Source organism: Bacillus sanguinis (assembly GCF_018332475.1).
Taxonomy (GTDB): domain Bacteria; phylum Bacillota; class Bacilli; order Bacillales; family Bacillaceae_G; genus Bacillus_A; species Bacillus_A sanguinis.
Map to the genome: position 1 here is coordinate 1 of NZ_BOQB01000039.1, position 15,501 is coordinate 15,501.

Annotated in this window: 13 protein-coding genes and 1 pseudogene; 3 read left to right on the plus strand and 11 right to left on the minus strand. The window is 30.8% G+C overall.

Annotation, left to right across the window (positions count from 1 at the left end):
- Window positions 1–210: 210 nt before the first annotated feature.
- Both KI369_RS05775 and KI369_RS05780 read right to left on the minus strand, forming a co-directional pair.
- On the minus strand, window positions 211–351 hold the full coding sequence (locus KI369_RS05775) for a hypothetical protein (RefSeq protein ID WP_001233271.1): 141 nt from the start codon (window positions 349–351) through the stop codon (window positions 211–213).
- Window positions 348–1,442, minus strand: coding sequence for a Rap family tetratricopeptide repeat protein (locus KI369_RS05780; protein ID WP_000561969.1), 1,095 nt, complete (start codon window positions 1,440–1,442; stop codon window positions 348–350). The genes KI369_RS05775 and KI369_RS05780 overlap by 4 nt, the downstream gene beginning before the upstream one ends.
- 347 nt (window positions 1,443–1,789) lie before the next feature.
- Between KI369_RS05780 and KI369_RS05785 the strand changes: the two genes are divergently transcribed.
- Together KI369_RS05785 and KI369_RS05790 are read left to right on the plus strand one after the other, a co-directional pair.
- Window positions 1,790–2,185: a hypothetical protein gene (locus tag KI369_RS05785; protein WP_000549611.1), complete on the plus strand. Its 396-nt coding sequence runs from the start codon at window positions 1,790–1,792 to the stop codon at window positions 2,183–2,185.
- A 176-nt stretch (window positions 2,186–2,361) separates the two neighbouring features.
- The gene (locus KI369_RS05790) at window positions 2,362–2,688 is read left to right on the plus strand and encodes a hypothetical protein (protein WP_000749219.1); all 327 of its coding nucleotides are present in this window, start codon (window positions 2,362–2,364) and stop codon (window positions 2,686–2,688) included.
- A 71-nt stretch (window positions 2,689–2,759) separates the two neighbouring features.
- Here the strand turns inward: KI369_RS05790 and xerS are convergent, their stop codons facing one another.
- From xerS to KI369_RS05830, 9 genes and pseudogenes are all read right to left on the minus strand, one after another.
- Window positions 2,760–3,845, minus strand: a complete 1,086-nt coding sequence (gene xerS / locus KI369_RS05795; protein ID WP_000066152.1) for a tyrosine recombinase XerS — start codon at window positions 3,843–3,845, stop codon at window positions 2,760–2,762.
- 27 nt (window positions 3,846–3,872) lie between these two features.
- Window positions 3,873–4,958 carry a PD-(D/E)XK nuclease family protein gene (locus tag KI369_RS05800; protein ID WP_002073815.1) on the minus strand — a complete coding sequence of 362 codons (1,086 nt, stop codon included), beginning with the start codon at window positions 4,956–4,958 and terminating at the stop codon, window positions 3,873–3,875.
- Window positions 4,959–5,145: 187 nt separating this feature from the next.
- The gene (locus tag KI369_RS05805; protein ID WP_000701128.1) at window positions 5,146–5,550 is read right to left on the minus strand and encodes a hypothetical protein; all 405 of its coding nucleotides are present in this window, start codon (window positions 5,548–5,550) and stop codon (window positions 5,146–5,148) included.
- A gap of 310 nt (window positions 5,551–5,860) precedes the next feature.
- Window positions 5,861–6,070: a hypothetical protein gene (locus KI369_RS29435; RefSeq protein ID WP_001021329.1), complete on the minus strand. Its 210-nt coding sequence runs from the start codon at window positions 6,068–6,070 to the stop codon at window positions 5,861–5,863.
- Window positions 6,071–6,552: 482 nt separating this feature from the next.
- A complete protein-coding gene (locus KI369_RS05810; protein WP_000609152.1) occupies window positions 6,553–7,563 on the minus strand; it encodes a zinc-ribbon domain-containing protein in 1,011 nt (336 codons plus the stop codon).
- Between the two features lie 13 nt (window positions 7,564–7,576).
- Window positions 7,577–7,879, minus strand: a complete 303-nt coding sequence (locus KI369_RS05815; protein ID WP_000263523.1) for a hypothetical protein — start codon at window positions 7,877–7,879, stop codon at window positions 7,577–7,579.
- Between the two features lie 1,080 nt (window positions 7,880–8,959).
- Window positions 8,960–10,802: pseudogene (locus tag KI369_RS05820) on the minus strand (sensor histidine kinase).
- Window positions 10,802–11,482: a response regulator transcription factor gene (locus KI369_RS05825; RefSeq protein ID WP_000756749.1), complete on the minus strand. Its 681-nt coding sequence runs from the start codon at window positions 11,480–11,482 to the stop codon at window positions 10,802–10,804. The pseudogene KI369_RS05820 and the gene KI369_RS05825 overlap by 1 nt, the downstream one beginning before the upstream one ends.
- A 28-nt stretch (window positions 11,483–11,510) precedes the next feature.
- A complete protein-coding gene (locus KI369_RS05830; RefSeq protein WP_001997354.1) occupies window positions 11,511–12,326 on the minus strand; it encodes a C39 family peptidase in 816 nt (271 codons plus the stop codon).
- A gap of 2,414 nt (window positions 12,327–14,740) precedes the next feature.
- Here KI369_RS05830 and KI369_RS05840 point away from each other — a divergent pair.
- Window positions 14,741–15,271 carry a cysteine hydrolase family protein gene (locus tag KI369_RS05840; RefSeq protein ID WP_000589748.1) on the plus strand — a complete coding sequence of 177 codons (531 nt, stop codon included), beginning with the start codon at window positions 14,741–14,743 and terminating at the stop codon, window positions 15,269–15,271.
- The last annotated feature ends 230 nt before the right edge of the window (window positions 15,272–15,501 follow it).

Consider the following 15,501-nt stretch of genomic DNA (forward strand, 5'->3'; position numbering starts at 1 on the left):
ATTAATTTTTTATAGAAATCTTCTTGTGTATGCATTAATAGTTAATTCCTCTCTTAAAATTTTAAGCTCCCTTTTATGGATGCAAAAGGAACCAGTTACTTTTAATTTCTATATTAAGATTCTGAAATGATTGTATTTTGTAATTTTATAATAGGGATCCCCATATAAAAATAAAAGTCCTCACAATGAAGTGAAGACCCTTGTTTTTTATCATCCGCCAGTATGGCCGTGAGCATATTGTACAATTTTTTCCTCACTAAGCGCTTTCTGTGTATCAGTTGCATGGCTAGAATTCAAAATAAATGTGAATGCAGCTGTAATCCCGATTAAGCTAAAAATTACTTTTCTCATTTTAAAGCCTCCTTCTCAAAGTTTTTTTCTTCGGCTTGATGGCTAAGGTAAAAATAATCACTTGCTTTTGAACGGTTATTCTCTTGATGGAATAAAACTGCTAATTTTTTAGCGTATTCTTGTACGTACTCATGTAGGTTTTCTCTCTCAAAATAAGAGATTCCTGTTTTAATTGTCTTTTCTAATTCGTCAGCGGTTACTTTTTGATTTAACTTTTCTAAAATCCAAAAGTGATGTTCGTACTCTTCATTTTTAAGCTCTTTACAAACTTCTAATCCTTTATCTATAAGGTTAGAAGTTTCCTCTGAATCTCCCATTTCCATATGCTCTCTAGCCTTAATAAAGATTGCTTTATAGTCTTTAGGGAGTTCTTGTATTACTTCAGATAAGTATCGTATTGCTAGTTCAGATAAATTTTGGCCAGCATACATTAATCCTAAGTTGTGACGAACAAACGTAATAAATTTTTCTTCACCTGATTTTTTAAATGTATTAATAGCTGTAATAAAGTGTTCTTCAGCTTCTTCAAATTGTTTTAAGTGTGTACAAGCTAAACCAATTAAATTATCACATAACGCAATAGTAGCCTCATATCCTGCATGCTTTTTAAAAATCTCTTTTGCCTTAGTTGCTTCTTTGATAGCCGCCAATGGCTTATAGATATGATAATGGAAAGTGGATAGTTTGAAATAAAATTCTCCATGTTCAACTTCATCCGGGATATGGTTTAATAGTTCTTCAGCTTTGTTGTAATGTTCTTTCGCACTTGTAAAGTTACCTGTAATATTTGAATGAATAGCTTTAAAGAAATGGTAGTAGTACGATAAAAACTGATCTGCAGGCACCTCTAATGATTCAACCTTATCAAAACTGTCTTTTCCAATGCTTAAACTATCAACCATATATTGATGACGAAAATCTAAAAGAGAATAGTATAAAAGCAGGTTTTGGTCCTCTTCAATATTGTGTATTTTTTGATCAATTTCAACTTTTAATTTATGCGCCTTTCCAATATGTCTGGCACGAATCTCTATATACCAGTCATTTAACATTTTTGTGATTTGCTCATTACCCTTTATCGAAGCAATCATTATATATTCCCCCATCCTATAGAGTATCCTATTTATTACCATCATAGCAGAAAAGCAGGATATATTATGTAATTTTAATTTATTTATCAATAAAATTCTGAAAAAAAAGTTAATTCACTCATCGCTCAAAAAACAACAATAAACTTCATTAAGTTTATTGTTGTTTTTCGTATATATAAAATATATAATTTATATATATATTATTCTAAAATTAATACTCTGAAAGGGGGAGTGCCGAGATGAATATTAATAAGCTATAAGTGAAGAAGAAGGAATTCAACTCAGTAAAGAAAGAATTGTAGAAGTAAGAGAGAAGTGATTTTCATAACTGGGAAGGGATAAATATAATGCATAAATCTAATGAAAAAACCAATGCAAATGTTATAGTGTGTTTTTTTATAACTATTATTACGATTATAATTGTGTGGTTTATTTTTCCGGCAATACAGTCAGCTATGACAGAATATGAAATTGAAGAAGAGACAGTAAAAAAAGGAAGGTTAGTACAGGCGAAGGTTATCGATAAAAAATTTATTGAAGGCGATCCTGGAAATCCTCTTATGGGTGATACAGGTTCTCCAGACAAACATCTTATTACATTATATACGAATGAAAAGATGCGAATTATAGACGTGAAAAGTGATGTTTTTAACCAAATTGATGTAGGTAATGAAATAAAGGCTTATGAATATAAAGAACGCATAACAATAGAACAAGAAAAGAGAAAAAGTGGTTGGGATTAAGGGCAACTGCTCCAAGTGAATATGAAAATTTCACCTTTATTTAGTTAAGGGGGGATAGAAAAATTGAACGGTGATTTTTCGTGATTACATATATAATACATAATATAATGATATAATGTATTATATAAAAACCTAATACGTTTAGTTTACATAAATTGAAATGGGGTTGAACAAGAATGAAAAAGAGTTTACTTGAAAAGATTTTAAGTGCATTATCAAATAATATACCCGCTAAGGGGCTTTCAAATTACTTATACCAACAAATTCAACAGTTAACATCACAAAAGGATATTGAAGCCTTTTCAGCTAATTTACAAGAACGAGTCAAGAATATTGAGTCAGCATCTCAATTCGAATTAGTGAATTTAGGCACAGCACTATATGCAGCGTTCTCAGCTGATAGAGAGTATAAAAAAGGTTGGATCGTAGATGCTTATTGGGAAGTGTATAATAAATGTAATTCAGCCAATCAAGCTGTATTAACTGGTGTTTCAGGCTGGTAAGTTTTTTTATCACTGAGTAATAAATTCAACAGTATAAAAACAGGATACTTCTTTAAGGAAGTATCCTGTTTTTATTCAAATTGTCTTTTTTCTAATCGATCAATGGCTTCGCGTTTCTTCTCGTTATTAATATTAGTATAAATACTAGTAACTTCAACAGAGGTATGGCCAAGTTGATCGCGTAATAATACTAGATCCTTATTTTCTTTATAATGATTTGTAGCATAGGTATGTCGTAGTTTATGAGGACTGCGTTTTTCATCAAATGCACTTGTATATTTATCTACTAAATTTTGTATGGCACGGACAGAAAGCTGGGTGTATTTTCCTTGGTACCTTGTTACAAACATAATTTCTTCTTCTGGAGGACAACCATACCTTTCTTGGCGTACTTTCAAATACTCTTGTACATCATCTAGACTGGATTGAGTAGCAAGTATGGATGATTTTTTATTCCCTTTACGAATCACTTTGATAGTTTTTTGGCGGAAATTAACGCTAGATAGGCTAAGACTTGCTAATTCTGATACACGTAGCCCTGTACCTAAAATAAGGCTAATTAAGGCAATATCACGTTCTTTGTCACGTAAAAAGTAATTGTATTTACGAGTAGAAGTTTCTTTCAGAATAAATTCATAATCGTTTGCTAGAAAGCGCAGGAATGCAGCATCATCATTATTATTAAATATCATATTCGCTACATCATCTGCTCTTGCTGCAGCATCTATTTTTTCTTTATGTAATTCTATTTTATCCATTACATTTCGTGAAAGATAGCTATTCCCATATTCATCTTCAGTTTTTTGTGAAAGGTATTTAAAAAGAGATTTTAAAGCCGAAAAGGTCCTGTTAATTGCTTTGATTTCAATACCTTCACTCTTAAGGTACATATGAAATCGATTCACTTCATTTAAAGGTAGGCTTTCTAACAATTCAATTGGAATTTCATGTATTTCAGTTGCGACATTTCCATTTATGACCGCTATTCGTTTCTCAATCATCCATTTAAAAAACTTTTCAAATTCTGTTATATATCCATATAAAGTAGCAGGGGAGAGCATTGCTTTCATTTCTATATATTCTACTACATACCAGGGCATATTTTTTTTGTGCTTTTCGACAAGTGATTTAAAGCGTTCTTTTTCTTTGTTACTCATTTTATACACCTCTAATACTTTGGAGTATTATACTGATTTACTTTTGGGAAATTCCCAATTAGATTTTTTTAATTCGGGATGAATTTTTTGAATAATTAATTCTGCTTTCATCATTATCTCTTCAAAACTCTCCGTTAAAAAGTCAAACTTCCATTTATATAGGGAGTTATATACTCTAGGTATTGATTGCCTACGAGCAATATTTCCCTTAATTTGGGGATTTTTAGATACTATTGAAATAATATTTGATTTTAATTGATGTAATTCTTGACTTGAAAGATACCCTTCCGTTGGTAATTTAACTTTTAAAATAAGATCTTGATAATTAAATTCCCAATAGAATGTTATTTTTTTATTAGAAATGGTTTTATCTAACCATCCTGGTTCCCAATTCATAATTGGATTATTATTACCACTGTAAATATTCCAGGCTATTTCGTTTTTTGAATTGGATTTTAGATGTTTGTAAAGGTAATAAAAAGCAGTGAAATGCGTACGATACCCGTTCTTGCGCCAAGAATCTTTATCTTTAATATTAGTTAAAGTAGGAAGTAAGTTCTTAATGGTTTTACCTTTTTTTAACTCGACTTGCAAAGAGTCCATCCAATCCCTGTATATATAGTGCTCACTATCAATGTTATTAAAGGCAGACATGATATCATTTAAGCAAAAAGTATTAAAGTGCTTATGTTTTGGAATCTGACAAATTTGAGAAGATCCAAACAGGAAAAGAATAAATATAGCATCTTCGCTGCTGTGAAAACCATCGTAGGTTGCAGTAAGTTGGTCTTTTTTGGCTATAGTGTCAACTTTCATTTCGATTACTATATATTTTAGGTCACCATTATTTAGTGTTATTTCAATAACAAGATCCACTCTTTTTCCACTTCCGATAGAAAATTCGGGTTTACACTCTATAAAATCAATATCCGAACTTTTGAAAGGGGGGAGGATGCCACACATTTTATATAAATTGCGAAGCACATTTGATTTTTCGTTGTGATCAATCAATTCATTGCTTGAGTCTAACAACCATTTTATAGCACCTGTATGAACTTTTTCAAACTGATACCCTACAATATCTACAAAATTAGATCTCACAGTAAAAAACATCCTTTCATAGTGGGAAATTTGATTATATACGAAGAATAAAAAAACAGCTATCTATTCTTCACGTTAAATACAATTTTAACGAACAAATGTTCTTGTCGTTTTGAAATCATATTCTATTTACTAATTCGCTTGAAAATTTCATTATGGATGATTCATACGTCATTCATACTATAACATTTACAAACTATTATTTAGTGTTGGGAAAGTAGGACTCTGTACTATAAGGCACTCTTGTATTCATTACCTGATAAATGGTTAACTGATCAGCTAATATTTGTTTTTCACTGGCATGGTATTCTTTAAATACTTGTAGTAAATTGAAGTAGACGGGTGTTTCTTCATAATATAATTCATTGTATGCTTCAATAAGATCTTCGAAATTATACTTCAAACCTTTACTGAAACATACTTTTTCATGTTTAAAACGAGGTTCCTCAAAGTAATCTTTTATTTCATTCCAAGCTGTCTCAATGTCTTTTCCGTCTCGTATTCTAGGAATCATTAAACCACAGAATAGTTGTACAAATGTTTCTGCTTGCAAATATCTTTTTTCTACTTTTTTTGTTTTTTCTTTCATAAAAGGAATTTTCATATTAATTCTCCTCAACTTATAATAAATGACAATAACATCATAACATATAAATAAGACAATACCAACTGTTCGTTAAATCGGAATTTAACGAACAGTTGAGGAAATGTGAGTTAAACTCCCCTCCTATCTTAATGTACTGTACAAAGGCATGAAACTCTAAACTCTCATTTTTGGGACTAGCTTGGGCCAAGAAAATCCAAACTAAAGTTTTATAGATTTACAGAACTAAATACATGTGATCTTGTGTGAACGTATATGTTTAAATACTACGTTACTTTTATTTATAAAAAAGGCATCCTAAGATGCCTATCTATTCTGTAACAAATTTAAATACATAGTACATAAAAAATAGACAAGATAGATAGGCTAGCCTGCCAGCAACGGATTCTCTCATAAATTTCATAAGTATGACTTTGACAAGCAATGCTAAGAATAACGGTATAAATAGTACCATAGCAAGTTTGATCGCTATGTCATTCATTATTGGATTAAATGGTTCGAAATTAATTATAATATTCACTTACCTTTCTCTTATCGTTCTATTTAAAGAATAAAATTATACAAATAAACTCGCTAAAAAGATACCATAAGGTTCCTTCCTCCAACTGAACAATCTTAATTTTAACCGGTTCTTTTGCAAATATAAGACGCATTTCAGGGAACAATCAGGATTCCTACCGAAATTGTTCTTTTTTGTCATATGCATGGCTTCTACTCCTATATAATATTATCCTTTATAACAAAAAAGCACTGCTATGATTTCTAGGAGTATTGAAAATGTTCTATCGTACTAAATTCACTTTATAAATAGAACATATAATAAAAGACCTTGCTACACAAAATAGCAAGGTCTAGATATAGTAAAATAAGCACCTTAGAGATTTATAGGTGCTTTTATTTAAATTCATTTCCACAAAATAAAATGTAAAAAACTAAAAAAGCAAAAAGGACACTTTTTTAGTTTTTTAGCTTCCCAGCACAAATTTGAAAAAAGATTTCAAGCTATCCTTCACTATCTTTAAATTTTCCTCTTAAATTCTTCTCAAAGATAACCCTATTATCTTCCATCTTATTATAAGTTTGAAATAAAGCTTCTCTTTTCTTTTTTCTTACCCTTGGTTCTGGAGGATAACATGACGGACATTTTGCAGCCCCTTCATGTCTAGCTTTGACCATTGCTTTATATTCATGTCCACACTTACCACAAATCCACCATGCTCTTTCGTTACATCTGGTAGATGTCTCCTCTGGTGTTGTTACACCATATACTTCTTTATTCTTTGTAGGATGCCATTCTTTTGCTATTTCTGGGTTATGAAGAGCAATTGACTGTTGATACTTTTCACAAGTTCTACATCCCTTACCATTTTTCACTCTTAAATTTATTTTTTCTCTCCACATATGACCTTCTTTACAAACCCACATTACTTCTTCATTTGAAGTATAAATTGCCTCATATGGATTTCGGAATTTCTGCCGATAACATGTGTCAAAGATACAAAACTCCTTTGCTATCTCTGGATACATTGTTGCTAATGAGTTGTCTTTGCAAACTTTCTTATTTGAACAGTATGGACACACAGTTTTATCATGAAGTCTACTTCTAACAGACTCCTTCCACTCATGACCCTTACCACATATCCACCATCTAACATTCCAATTCTCTTCATCAATCATCTCATTATCAGGTGTTACATCTGCATTTCTTTTGAAATTCCATTGCTTAGATAAATCTGGATCAATACATCTAAGTGATTTAGCTTCTATTTTATTAACATTGTTTAATTTATCTAGCTGCTGCTTTTTCTTCATACACTTTGGACAAAGCTCATCTTCAACTTTCAGCCTATCATTAGGAGTTGATCCCCAAACATGTCCCTCAGAGCACTCCCACCAAATATATTCGTAACTTCCATATGTAATATCTTCAGGATTCAAGTGACCATTCTTGATAGGATGCCATTCACTTAACAGCTTTTTAGAAAGACCTGTATTTATAAGTAAATTAATCATAGTATTCTCACCTCTATTTTTCTGATTCAATCCACCATTTGTCTGCGTTCAATTCTTCTGTAGTCATCTCATACTCATCTAATTTAACAATTTCATTTTCCCTATTAAAAAAGCAAGGCTTTACAAATATAGAAGCATTTCTATAACTATAACTTTCACCTTTATACGCTTCAATTTTAGAAATTTCTAGCTTATAAACATATAATGGATGTGAATATATTTGTCCAACTTTAAAAGTTTTATCACTATTGTTTTCCGAAGAAATCTCTTCAACTATCACTTTACTTGGAGTACCATGGAAATGACTATCCCACATTACGTTTCACCCTAACTTTAAATTTATTTAATTCTATTGTATCAGAATATTCACACGTGCAATTAGGAAAAAGGTATAATTTTATCATTATTTTCATCTATTATAATAAAATAAGTTAAAGATATTACTGGCTAAGTAGTTAAGAGTTTTTTGTCCTATGTTCAAAAGGTTTAGACTTTCATGTCCTGTTATTAAGACATGAAAGTACCTACAAAATTTATAATAATGGCTATTTATCAAAGATTCTTTATAAGTTTTTAGTTTAGAGTTTTTTGGAACTTGATTGGATAAGAAAATCAAGTTCCAAAACTTTATTGATATACAGAACTAAATACATGTAATCTTGTGTGAACGTATAGGCTTAAATACTACATTACTGTTATTTATAAAGAAAAGACATCCTAAGATGTCTTTCTACTCTGTAACAAATTTAAATACATAGTACATAAAAAATAGACAAGATAGATATGCTAGTCTGCCAGCAATCGATTCTCTCATAAATTTCATAAGTATGACTTTGATAAGCAAGGCTAAGAATAACGGTATAAAAAGTACCATAGTAAGTTTGATCGCTATGTCATTTATTGTTGGATTAAATGGTTCAAAATCAATTATAATATTTACTTACCTTTATGCAACTTCTTATTTATATAGTTTAATATAAATAAACTCGCTAAAATGATACCATAAAGTTCCTTTCTCTAACTGAACCACCTTAATTTTAACCGGTTCTGGTGCAAATATGCATGGCCTCTACTCCTATATGATATTACCCTTATATAACCAAAAAAAGCAACGCTATGGACGCTTTAGCCTACATATTCTTCAACTTTACTAAAGATACCATTAATAGATGGAGGGGTATAATTATAATCGTTATCAGTGAACATTAAAAAAGATGATTCCGATTGAATATCGGAACCATCTTTTCCGGGCTTGATTTTTCAGTTTTTTTTTATTAAACTGTCCATTTTAAAGGGTACATTTCAGTTGACTCCGCACCTTTTTAAAAATAATTTATATGAATGTAAATCGCCTTTAACACCACAGTAAAATCTATAATATCAATGTTACATCTTACTACTTTGTATCCCATTTTTCTAAATGGAAGTAGAACAATACCCCATCTTTTGTATTAGTTACACCGTACTTTACATTATGTAAATCTAATATATTTTTTACAATTGAAAGTCCAAGACCCGTTCCACCATATACTCTTTTTCTTGATTTATCCACTCTATAGAATTGATCCCATATTTTATCTATGTTTTCTTCTGCTATATGTGCCCCTTTATTTTCAAACCCTATATATACGTCATGTTGTTTCTCGTTTACATCTATCACAATGGTTCGATTCGCATCTGTATAGCGAATCGCGTTGGTAAACAAGTTTGTTATGACCTGTTCTAACAGATGTGTTTTACCTTTAACACAAACATTATCTATATTTAATTTGATGTGTAGTGATTTTTCTTTAATTTGAACTTGTAAATCTTTTGCTGCCTTTTGAATTAAATTCCCTATATTAACCTGCTCCATCTGTATTTGGTACGTTCCGGATTCATATTTAGCCAAATTCAACATTTCATCTATTAACACATTCATTTTCTCTATTTCTTTTTCTAATGCTTCCCAATAATATTGATTCATTTCAGGCGCGATTCCATCTTGCAGCATAGATGCAGATATTTGCATGACACTGAGTGGCGTTTTTAATTCATGCGAAACGCCTGCAATGAAATCTTTTCGTGTCTGTTCTAATTTTTTCTCTTTTTCTAAGTCTGTTTTTAACTGATTGATATATCCTTCCATTCTTTCTGAGAGTTGATTAATATTAGAGGAAAGCTCACCAATTTCATTTTTTGATTTGATAGAAAGCTTATCTTGAAATTGAAATTGCATTATTTTTTTCGTTGCTTCATTAATTTTTAGTAATGGTTTGGTAATAATTCTTGAATAATATAAACATACAACCAGCGATAGAATCAGCACAAATGCTATAATATATATAATAATCACTCATTACATCTGTCACTTTTGTAATCGGTTGTAACGAAGACAATGTATAAATGAATTCATTTACTTGTCCATTTTGCATGAGTGGTTTTATCGTTTCTAGATACTTGATTCCATCTATACTGATTTCATTCTGAACCCATTCGTCTCCTTGTAATTTCACTTTATCGCTGATCCATTCCGATTGAAATTGCAAAATACGATTTGCAAACACCTCATTACTATACAATGTATTATTCATTTTTGAATTGAAGTAAACTGGGAAATTTATCTCTGTTACAATTCCCTCTAAGAAATAATATTTCTCACTTTCTTCTTTTGAAAAAACCTTCATACCATTTTTAGCACCAGACATCATATATTTATCAATCTGATAATAAGTAGGTGCAACAAAATTTCCATCATAACCTTTTATTCTCAATGTTGTAGGAATCACTATGTCTTTATTCGATCTTTTACTTACTGTATCCATGATAGCTAGTTTAGTCGTTTTATTGAGTAAACTTGTAATTAATATACTGAAATTAGGATCCATATCTTTCTTTGCATTGATTAAATTATTAAACACAACCTTAGAGGATCGACTCGAATCATTTTTATCAACTGTTTTTATATAATGATCTCCTGATGGTAATTTCTTGATATTGGCTTCTTTATCGAGCCTAGCAATCATAATACCCTGCTGATTAGCATACGAGAGTTCCTTCCTCTGGAGTGTATTTTCATCCTGTTTATGAGCTTCATAAAATGTATAGTACCGTTGTAATTGCTTCTGAACATTTTCTTTTTCTTTATCTATATATAAGTATTTCATCACATACATTTGTCCGAAAAAGATAGCTGCGATAATCATGCAACATAGTAAAAAGGTAAGAGAAAATAACTGAAACACAATCTTCTTTCTCATCATTTTTCTACCTCAAATTTATAACCCGTACGAACAACTGTAATAATGTGTTTTGCTTTCTCACCAAGTTTTAATCGTACATTACGCATATGTGCAGTTAGTGTTTTATCATCTCCATCATAATCGTATCCCCAAATATTTGTGATTAACTGCTCTCTTGATAGTACTTGTTCCTTGTGTTGCATTAAAGAGTGTAAAATTTCATATTCTGTATGTGTAAAATCTATTTTTTGTCCATCTATTGAAACAGAACGTGCTGATTTATCTAAGCGAATACCACATAAATTAATACAGTCCTGATATTGTACTTGTTGATTTGTATCTTTGAACAAACGTTTTGCTCTCGCTAATAAAATAGACGGTTTAAATGGTTTTGTTACATAATCGTCTGCCCCAAGTTCAAATCCAAGTAACGTATCATCTTCATCACTTCGTGCCGTTAATAGGATAATAGGAACATTAGAATTCTTTCGAATACGTCTACACACTGACCATCCATCCATTAATGGGAGCATAATATCCAAAATAACTAAACTGATATTATGCTCTTGTTCAGCAAACAAATCTAGCCCAATTTGACCATCTTCCGCTGTAATTACTTCATATCCATCATGCGAGAAATAATGGGCTACAGTCTCTCGGATAATCTGTTCATCTTCAACTATTAAAACTTTTTTCATCTCTATTCTCATCCAATCTACGTTCGTTTTACATTGAAACTGTCATCGCTTGTCTTCCCATTTGAATCCAGGCTTGTTCAAAACTATTCCGATCAATTGCTCTGTGTTTGTCCTTCTTTAGTGGATCGTTAATATATACATATTGTTCATCATAATCGGTCACAACGACACTATGCTGGTGATATGTCACTTTCATTTCTCCTGCATCTGTACGCCATGTATAAAATTCATCATCAGGTAACCGTTTAAAACGGGCATTTGTTAATACCCATACAGGTTGCCCTCTGTCTATCGCCTCATATATTTGCTGAGGTTCTTTGTGACTTAGATCCTTCACTTTCTCTTCTGAAACATACTCCTTTGCCAATTCTAAAATCGGCTCTACATAAACACCTAGTCCAGGTTTATCAAATGTAGCTATATCCCCAATAAACCCTTTGTGCATATTCCCCTTTATACCCTTTCCCTGAAATGGTACAGACTTTATCTTTGCAGCGAGTTCCATCTTATCGACTTGTACACCTGAAAATTGCAACACCATAGCAAGGCTCGTTACTTCACAACCTCTCATCAATTCTGGTTTTTGTAGAATCAGCGGCACATCCAATGGCCTTACTATCACTTTTTCTTGCTCTATGGGCCTATTTTCTTTTTCAAGTACCTTTTCTGATTCTACTGATTCATTTCTCATATATTCTACTTCTGATTTTGCATTCTCCTCTTGTGGTATTGCAGGTTGTATTTTAGTAAATATAGGAATATCACCATGTGACATACCAATGTTTGTATTTAATACTGATAGTGTAAATACAAACAGGGTTGTTTTTCTAAATGGATTCATCATTATCTCTCCTCGATGCTTTATAAGGAGAGTGTAATTTGTTTATATTTAGATAAAATCATATTTATAGAAAGACAAAGTAAAATTCATATCAAGATTATATAAAGATAATTGCTTTACGTATTAATCTTATGTGCTACAAATATTGCTTTCAACAAGCAATATTTAACTTCTTTAAGTTCACGTTCTAATTTTTCGTACTTTGCAAAAAGTCCTCGAATTCTTTTCATTAAAGTATAATCTTCGAGATTTTAGGTATGTGGTTTGATTATTATTTACAAATCCTATTGCTATATGGTAATTACTATTTATCAACAATTATTTGTGAGATTTTAGTTTAGACTTTTATGTCTTTCTACACTTGTACATGGACATAAAATAGATACTTTTTAGAAGAGAAAGTATCCATTTTCATGAATATCTTTTGTTACTTATGTAGAATTAAATTTTAGTTGAATTTCACATTTAATTAGGTTTTACTATTTAGTTTTGTTTCAAATGCAGTTAAATTAGTTGAAGCCTTACTAAAATTTGGTTCAGAAAGTTGTTTAGGTCTTCGTACTTCTGTCTTCTATTGGAGCTACACCTTGTATCTCTTGTAATATAGAATTTGCTACATTTTCTCTATAAAATTCTTCAACTATATTTTTCAAATAAATACAATTTCTTTATTCCTTGAATAAAATCAATAACTCGGCATACAATACCTCTGCATCGAGCAGTTAGACTGGGCTAACTGCTCTTTTATTGAATAAATTTTTAGGGCATGTTAACAATATAGGTAATCCAAGTTTGAATACGAATAAACATTGTATTCATAGTATTTACTAGAGCAGTTAGTTTTTTCTAGCTGCCTTTTTGAGTTTTTCCGAATAAAATTCTAAATTATGTGTTCACGAGTAATAATGGTAGATAAAGAAATAGGAATTCATCATTTATTTAGTTGAGTGGATATGCAGGGGAATTTACTCCGTTATTGGATAAGGACGGAAAGTCAATGTTAAAACTATATATTCGAATAAAACAATTTATATTATTCAACTATATGGTAGCTTTAGTTTCACAAGGAAATAAACAACTTTATTATCTGTTTTGATTTCAGAAGTAAAGCTGAACTTAACTTTTTTAAAAGGAGATACTACAATTTAAGCAGTGCCTCCTTTACGTTTTTATAAGTGAGTTTTAATGACCTTATTGTTTCTATTCATTATGTCCAATGCTATAGATGGGCTGATGCAGCTTGAATTCACAGTGACTTCTTTAATTTTGTTTTTCCTTTTCTTCTAGGAATGAGCAGTTAGTTTTCTGCTGAATGCTCTTTTATATTAACTTGTTTGTCATCATATATTACGGATATGTAGCTATTAACTCATAGGGTCTTCTTTTAAAGAGCACTTGTACCTAGTGCTCTTTTTAGTTTCCTTATTTAGCTCACTTTTAATTTTACATAATATTTTTAATTCCGTTTATACTATAGTTGTAACTTTAAGTTACAACGTATTGTGGGTATCGTTATTGTTGGACAATAAAGCAGTTAGTTCATTGAGCTAGCTGCTTTATTATTTAAATAATAACAACATTAAACCTCTCCCTATAAATTGTTATTCATAACATCATTAGTTACTATATTTTAGTTTTATTTCCCACTTTTCCAGCATATTCTTTAAGAAGGGTGTTTAGCTAAAAAAGTTACCTCCTTATCGATGAGCACTCACTTATGTAGTGCTCCTTTTCATGCTGTACAATTCTGTTTTACTTGTATAATTATATATAGTTTCTTTTTTGAACCTCCCACATTCTTTTTTACAAGTTGCAATGAAACAGTTAGCTTTTTTCTAACTATCCTGTTTTTATTTTTCACTTTTTAGTTAAACGTACATATATTAACTTTGAACAATGGCCAATAGGATACTTAACCTACCTCTCTAAGAGCACATTTATATCTGTGCTCTTTTTTGAGTCACTTTAAAATAACGATTTTGTTTAGTTATCATTTGATTAATCATATTTAAAATTTTTTAACATATCTTAATTTTAATCAGGAATTACACTACCCCCCAGTAGATCTGTAGTTCCTGTAATTGAGCCTATAACTCTGATTAGAACCTGTTATAAACAACAGGTTCTATTTATGGTCATTCTTCATCCCCATCGTTGCGATAGGTAAGACTTTGAAGTTATCTCCATCTTTTGCGCCACTTAACACTGTACGTGCGAAATTCACTACATTCAAACACCTCTAGGCTACATTAAGCAATACAAACTTTATTAATGTATTCATTTCTAGCTTGAAGATAAAAAAATTCATGATTCCACATATTTATATTCTCTATCCATTTTGGATACTTTAAAAATGGATACTTATTTTATACATATTTTACTTGTATGATTTTAATCAAAATGTGAGGTGGTCGTTTATGATAAAAGGCTATGCAGCATTGCTTATTATAGATGTACAAGTGGGTTCATTTAAAGAAGAAAGAATGCTATATAAAGGAATTGAATTATTAAAAAACATTCAATTGTTAATCCATAAAGCTCGTACTGTCCAAGCGCCTATTTTTTACATGAAGTTTAATGGGAAAACAGGATCTTTATTAGAGCATGGAAATCCGGAATGGGCAATTCATGAATCTGTAGCTCCACTATCTGAAGATATCGTTCTTGAAAAAAACCACCCTGATTCATTTCATGAAACAAGTCTTCAACAAGAATTGAATAAAAGGGACATCGAACACATTGTGATTACAGGCGTTCAGTCTGAAATATGTATAGATGCGACGTGTCGACGTGCATATAGCTTAGGGTATGATGTTACTCTTGTTGAAGATGGGCATAGTACATATGACACTACATTATTATCGGCATCCCAAATTATTAAGCATCATAACGATATAATAGGTGAATGGTTTGCTGATTTGAAAAAAGCTCAGATAATTGAATTTTAATTAATCTTGAATAGGTTTTTCTTGATAGATATAGTACGAATCATTTAAATTTAGCTAAGGTATTAATCCTGTTTCCTATTATTAAATATATGTTTTACTGTATGCGATAATGTAATAATTATATTCTAATAATTAAATGCCCCTTTTAGGGCTACAGACACACCGTTATTAAGTAACAAAAAGCTTATTTTTTTCATTTTGGGGTAATTCTAAATTCTTAAGTTGATGGG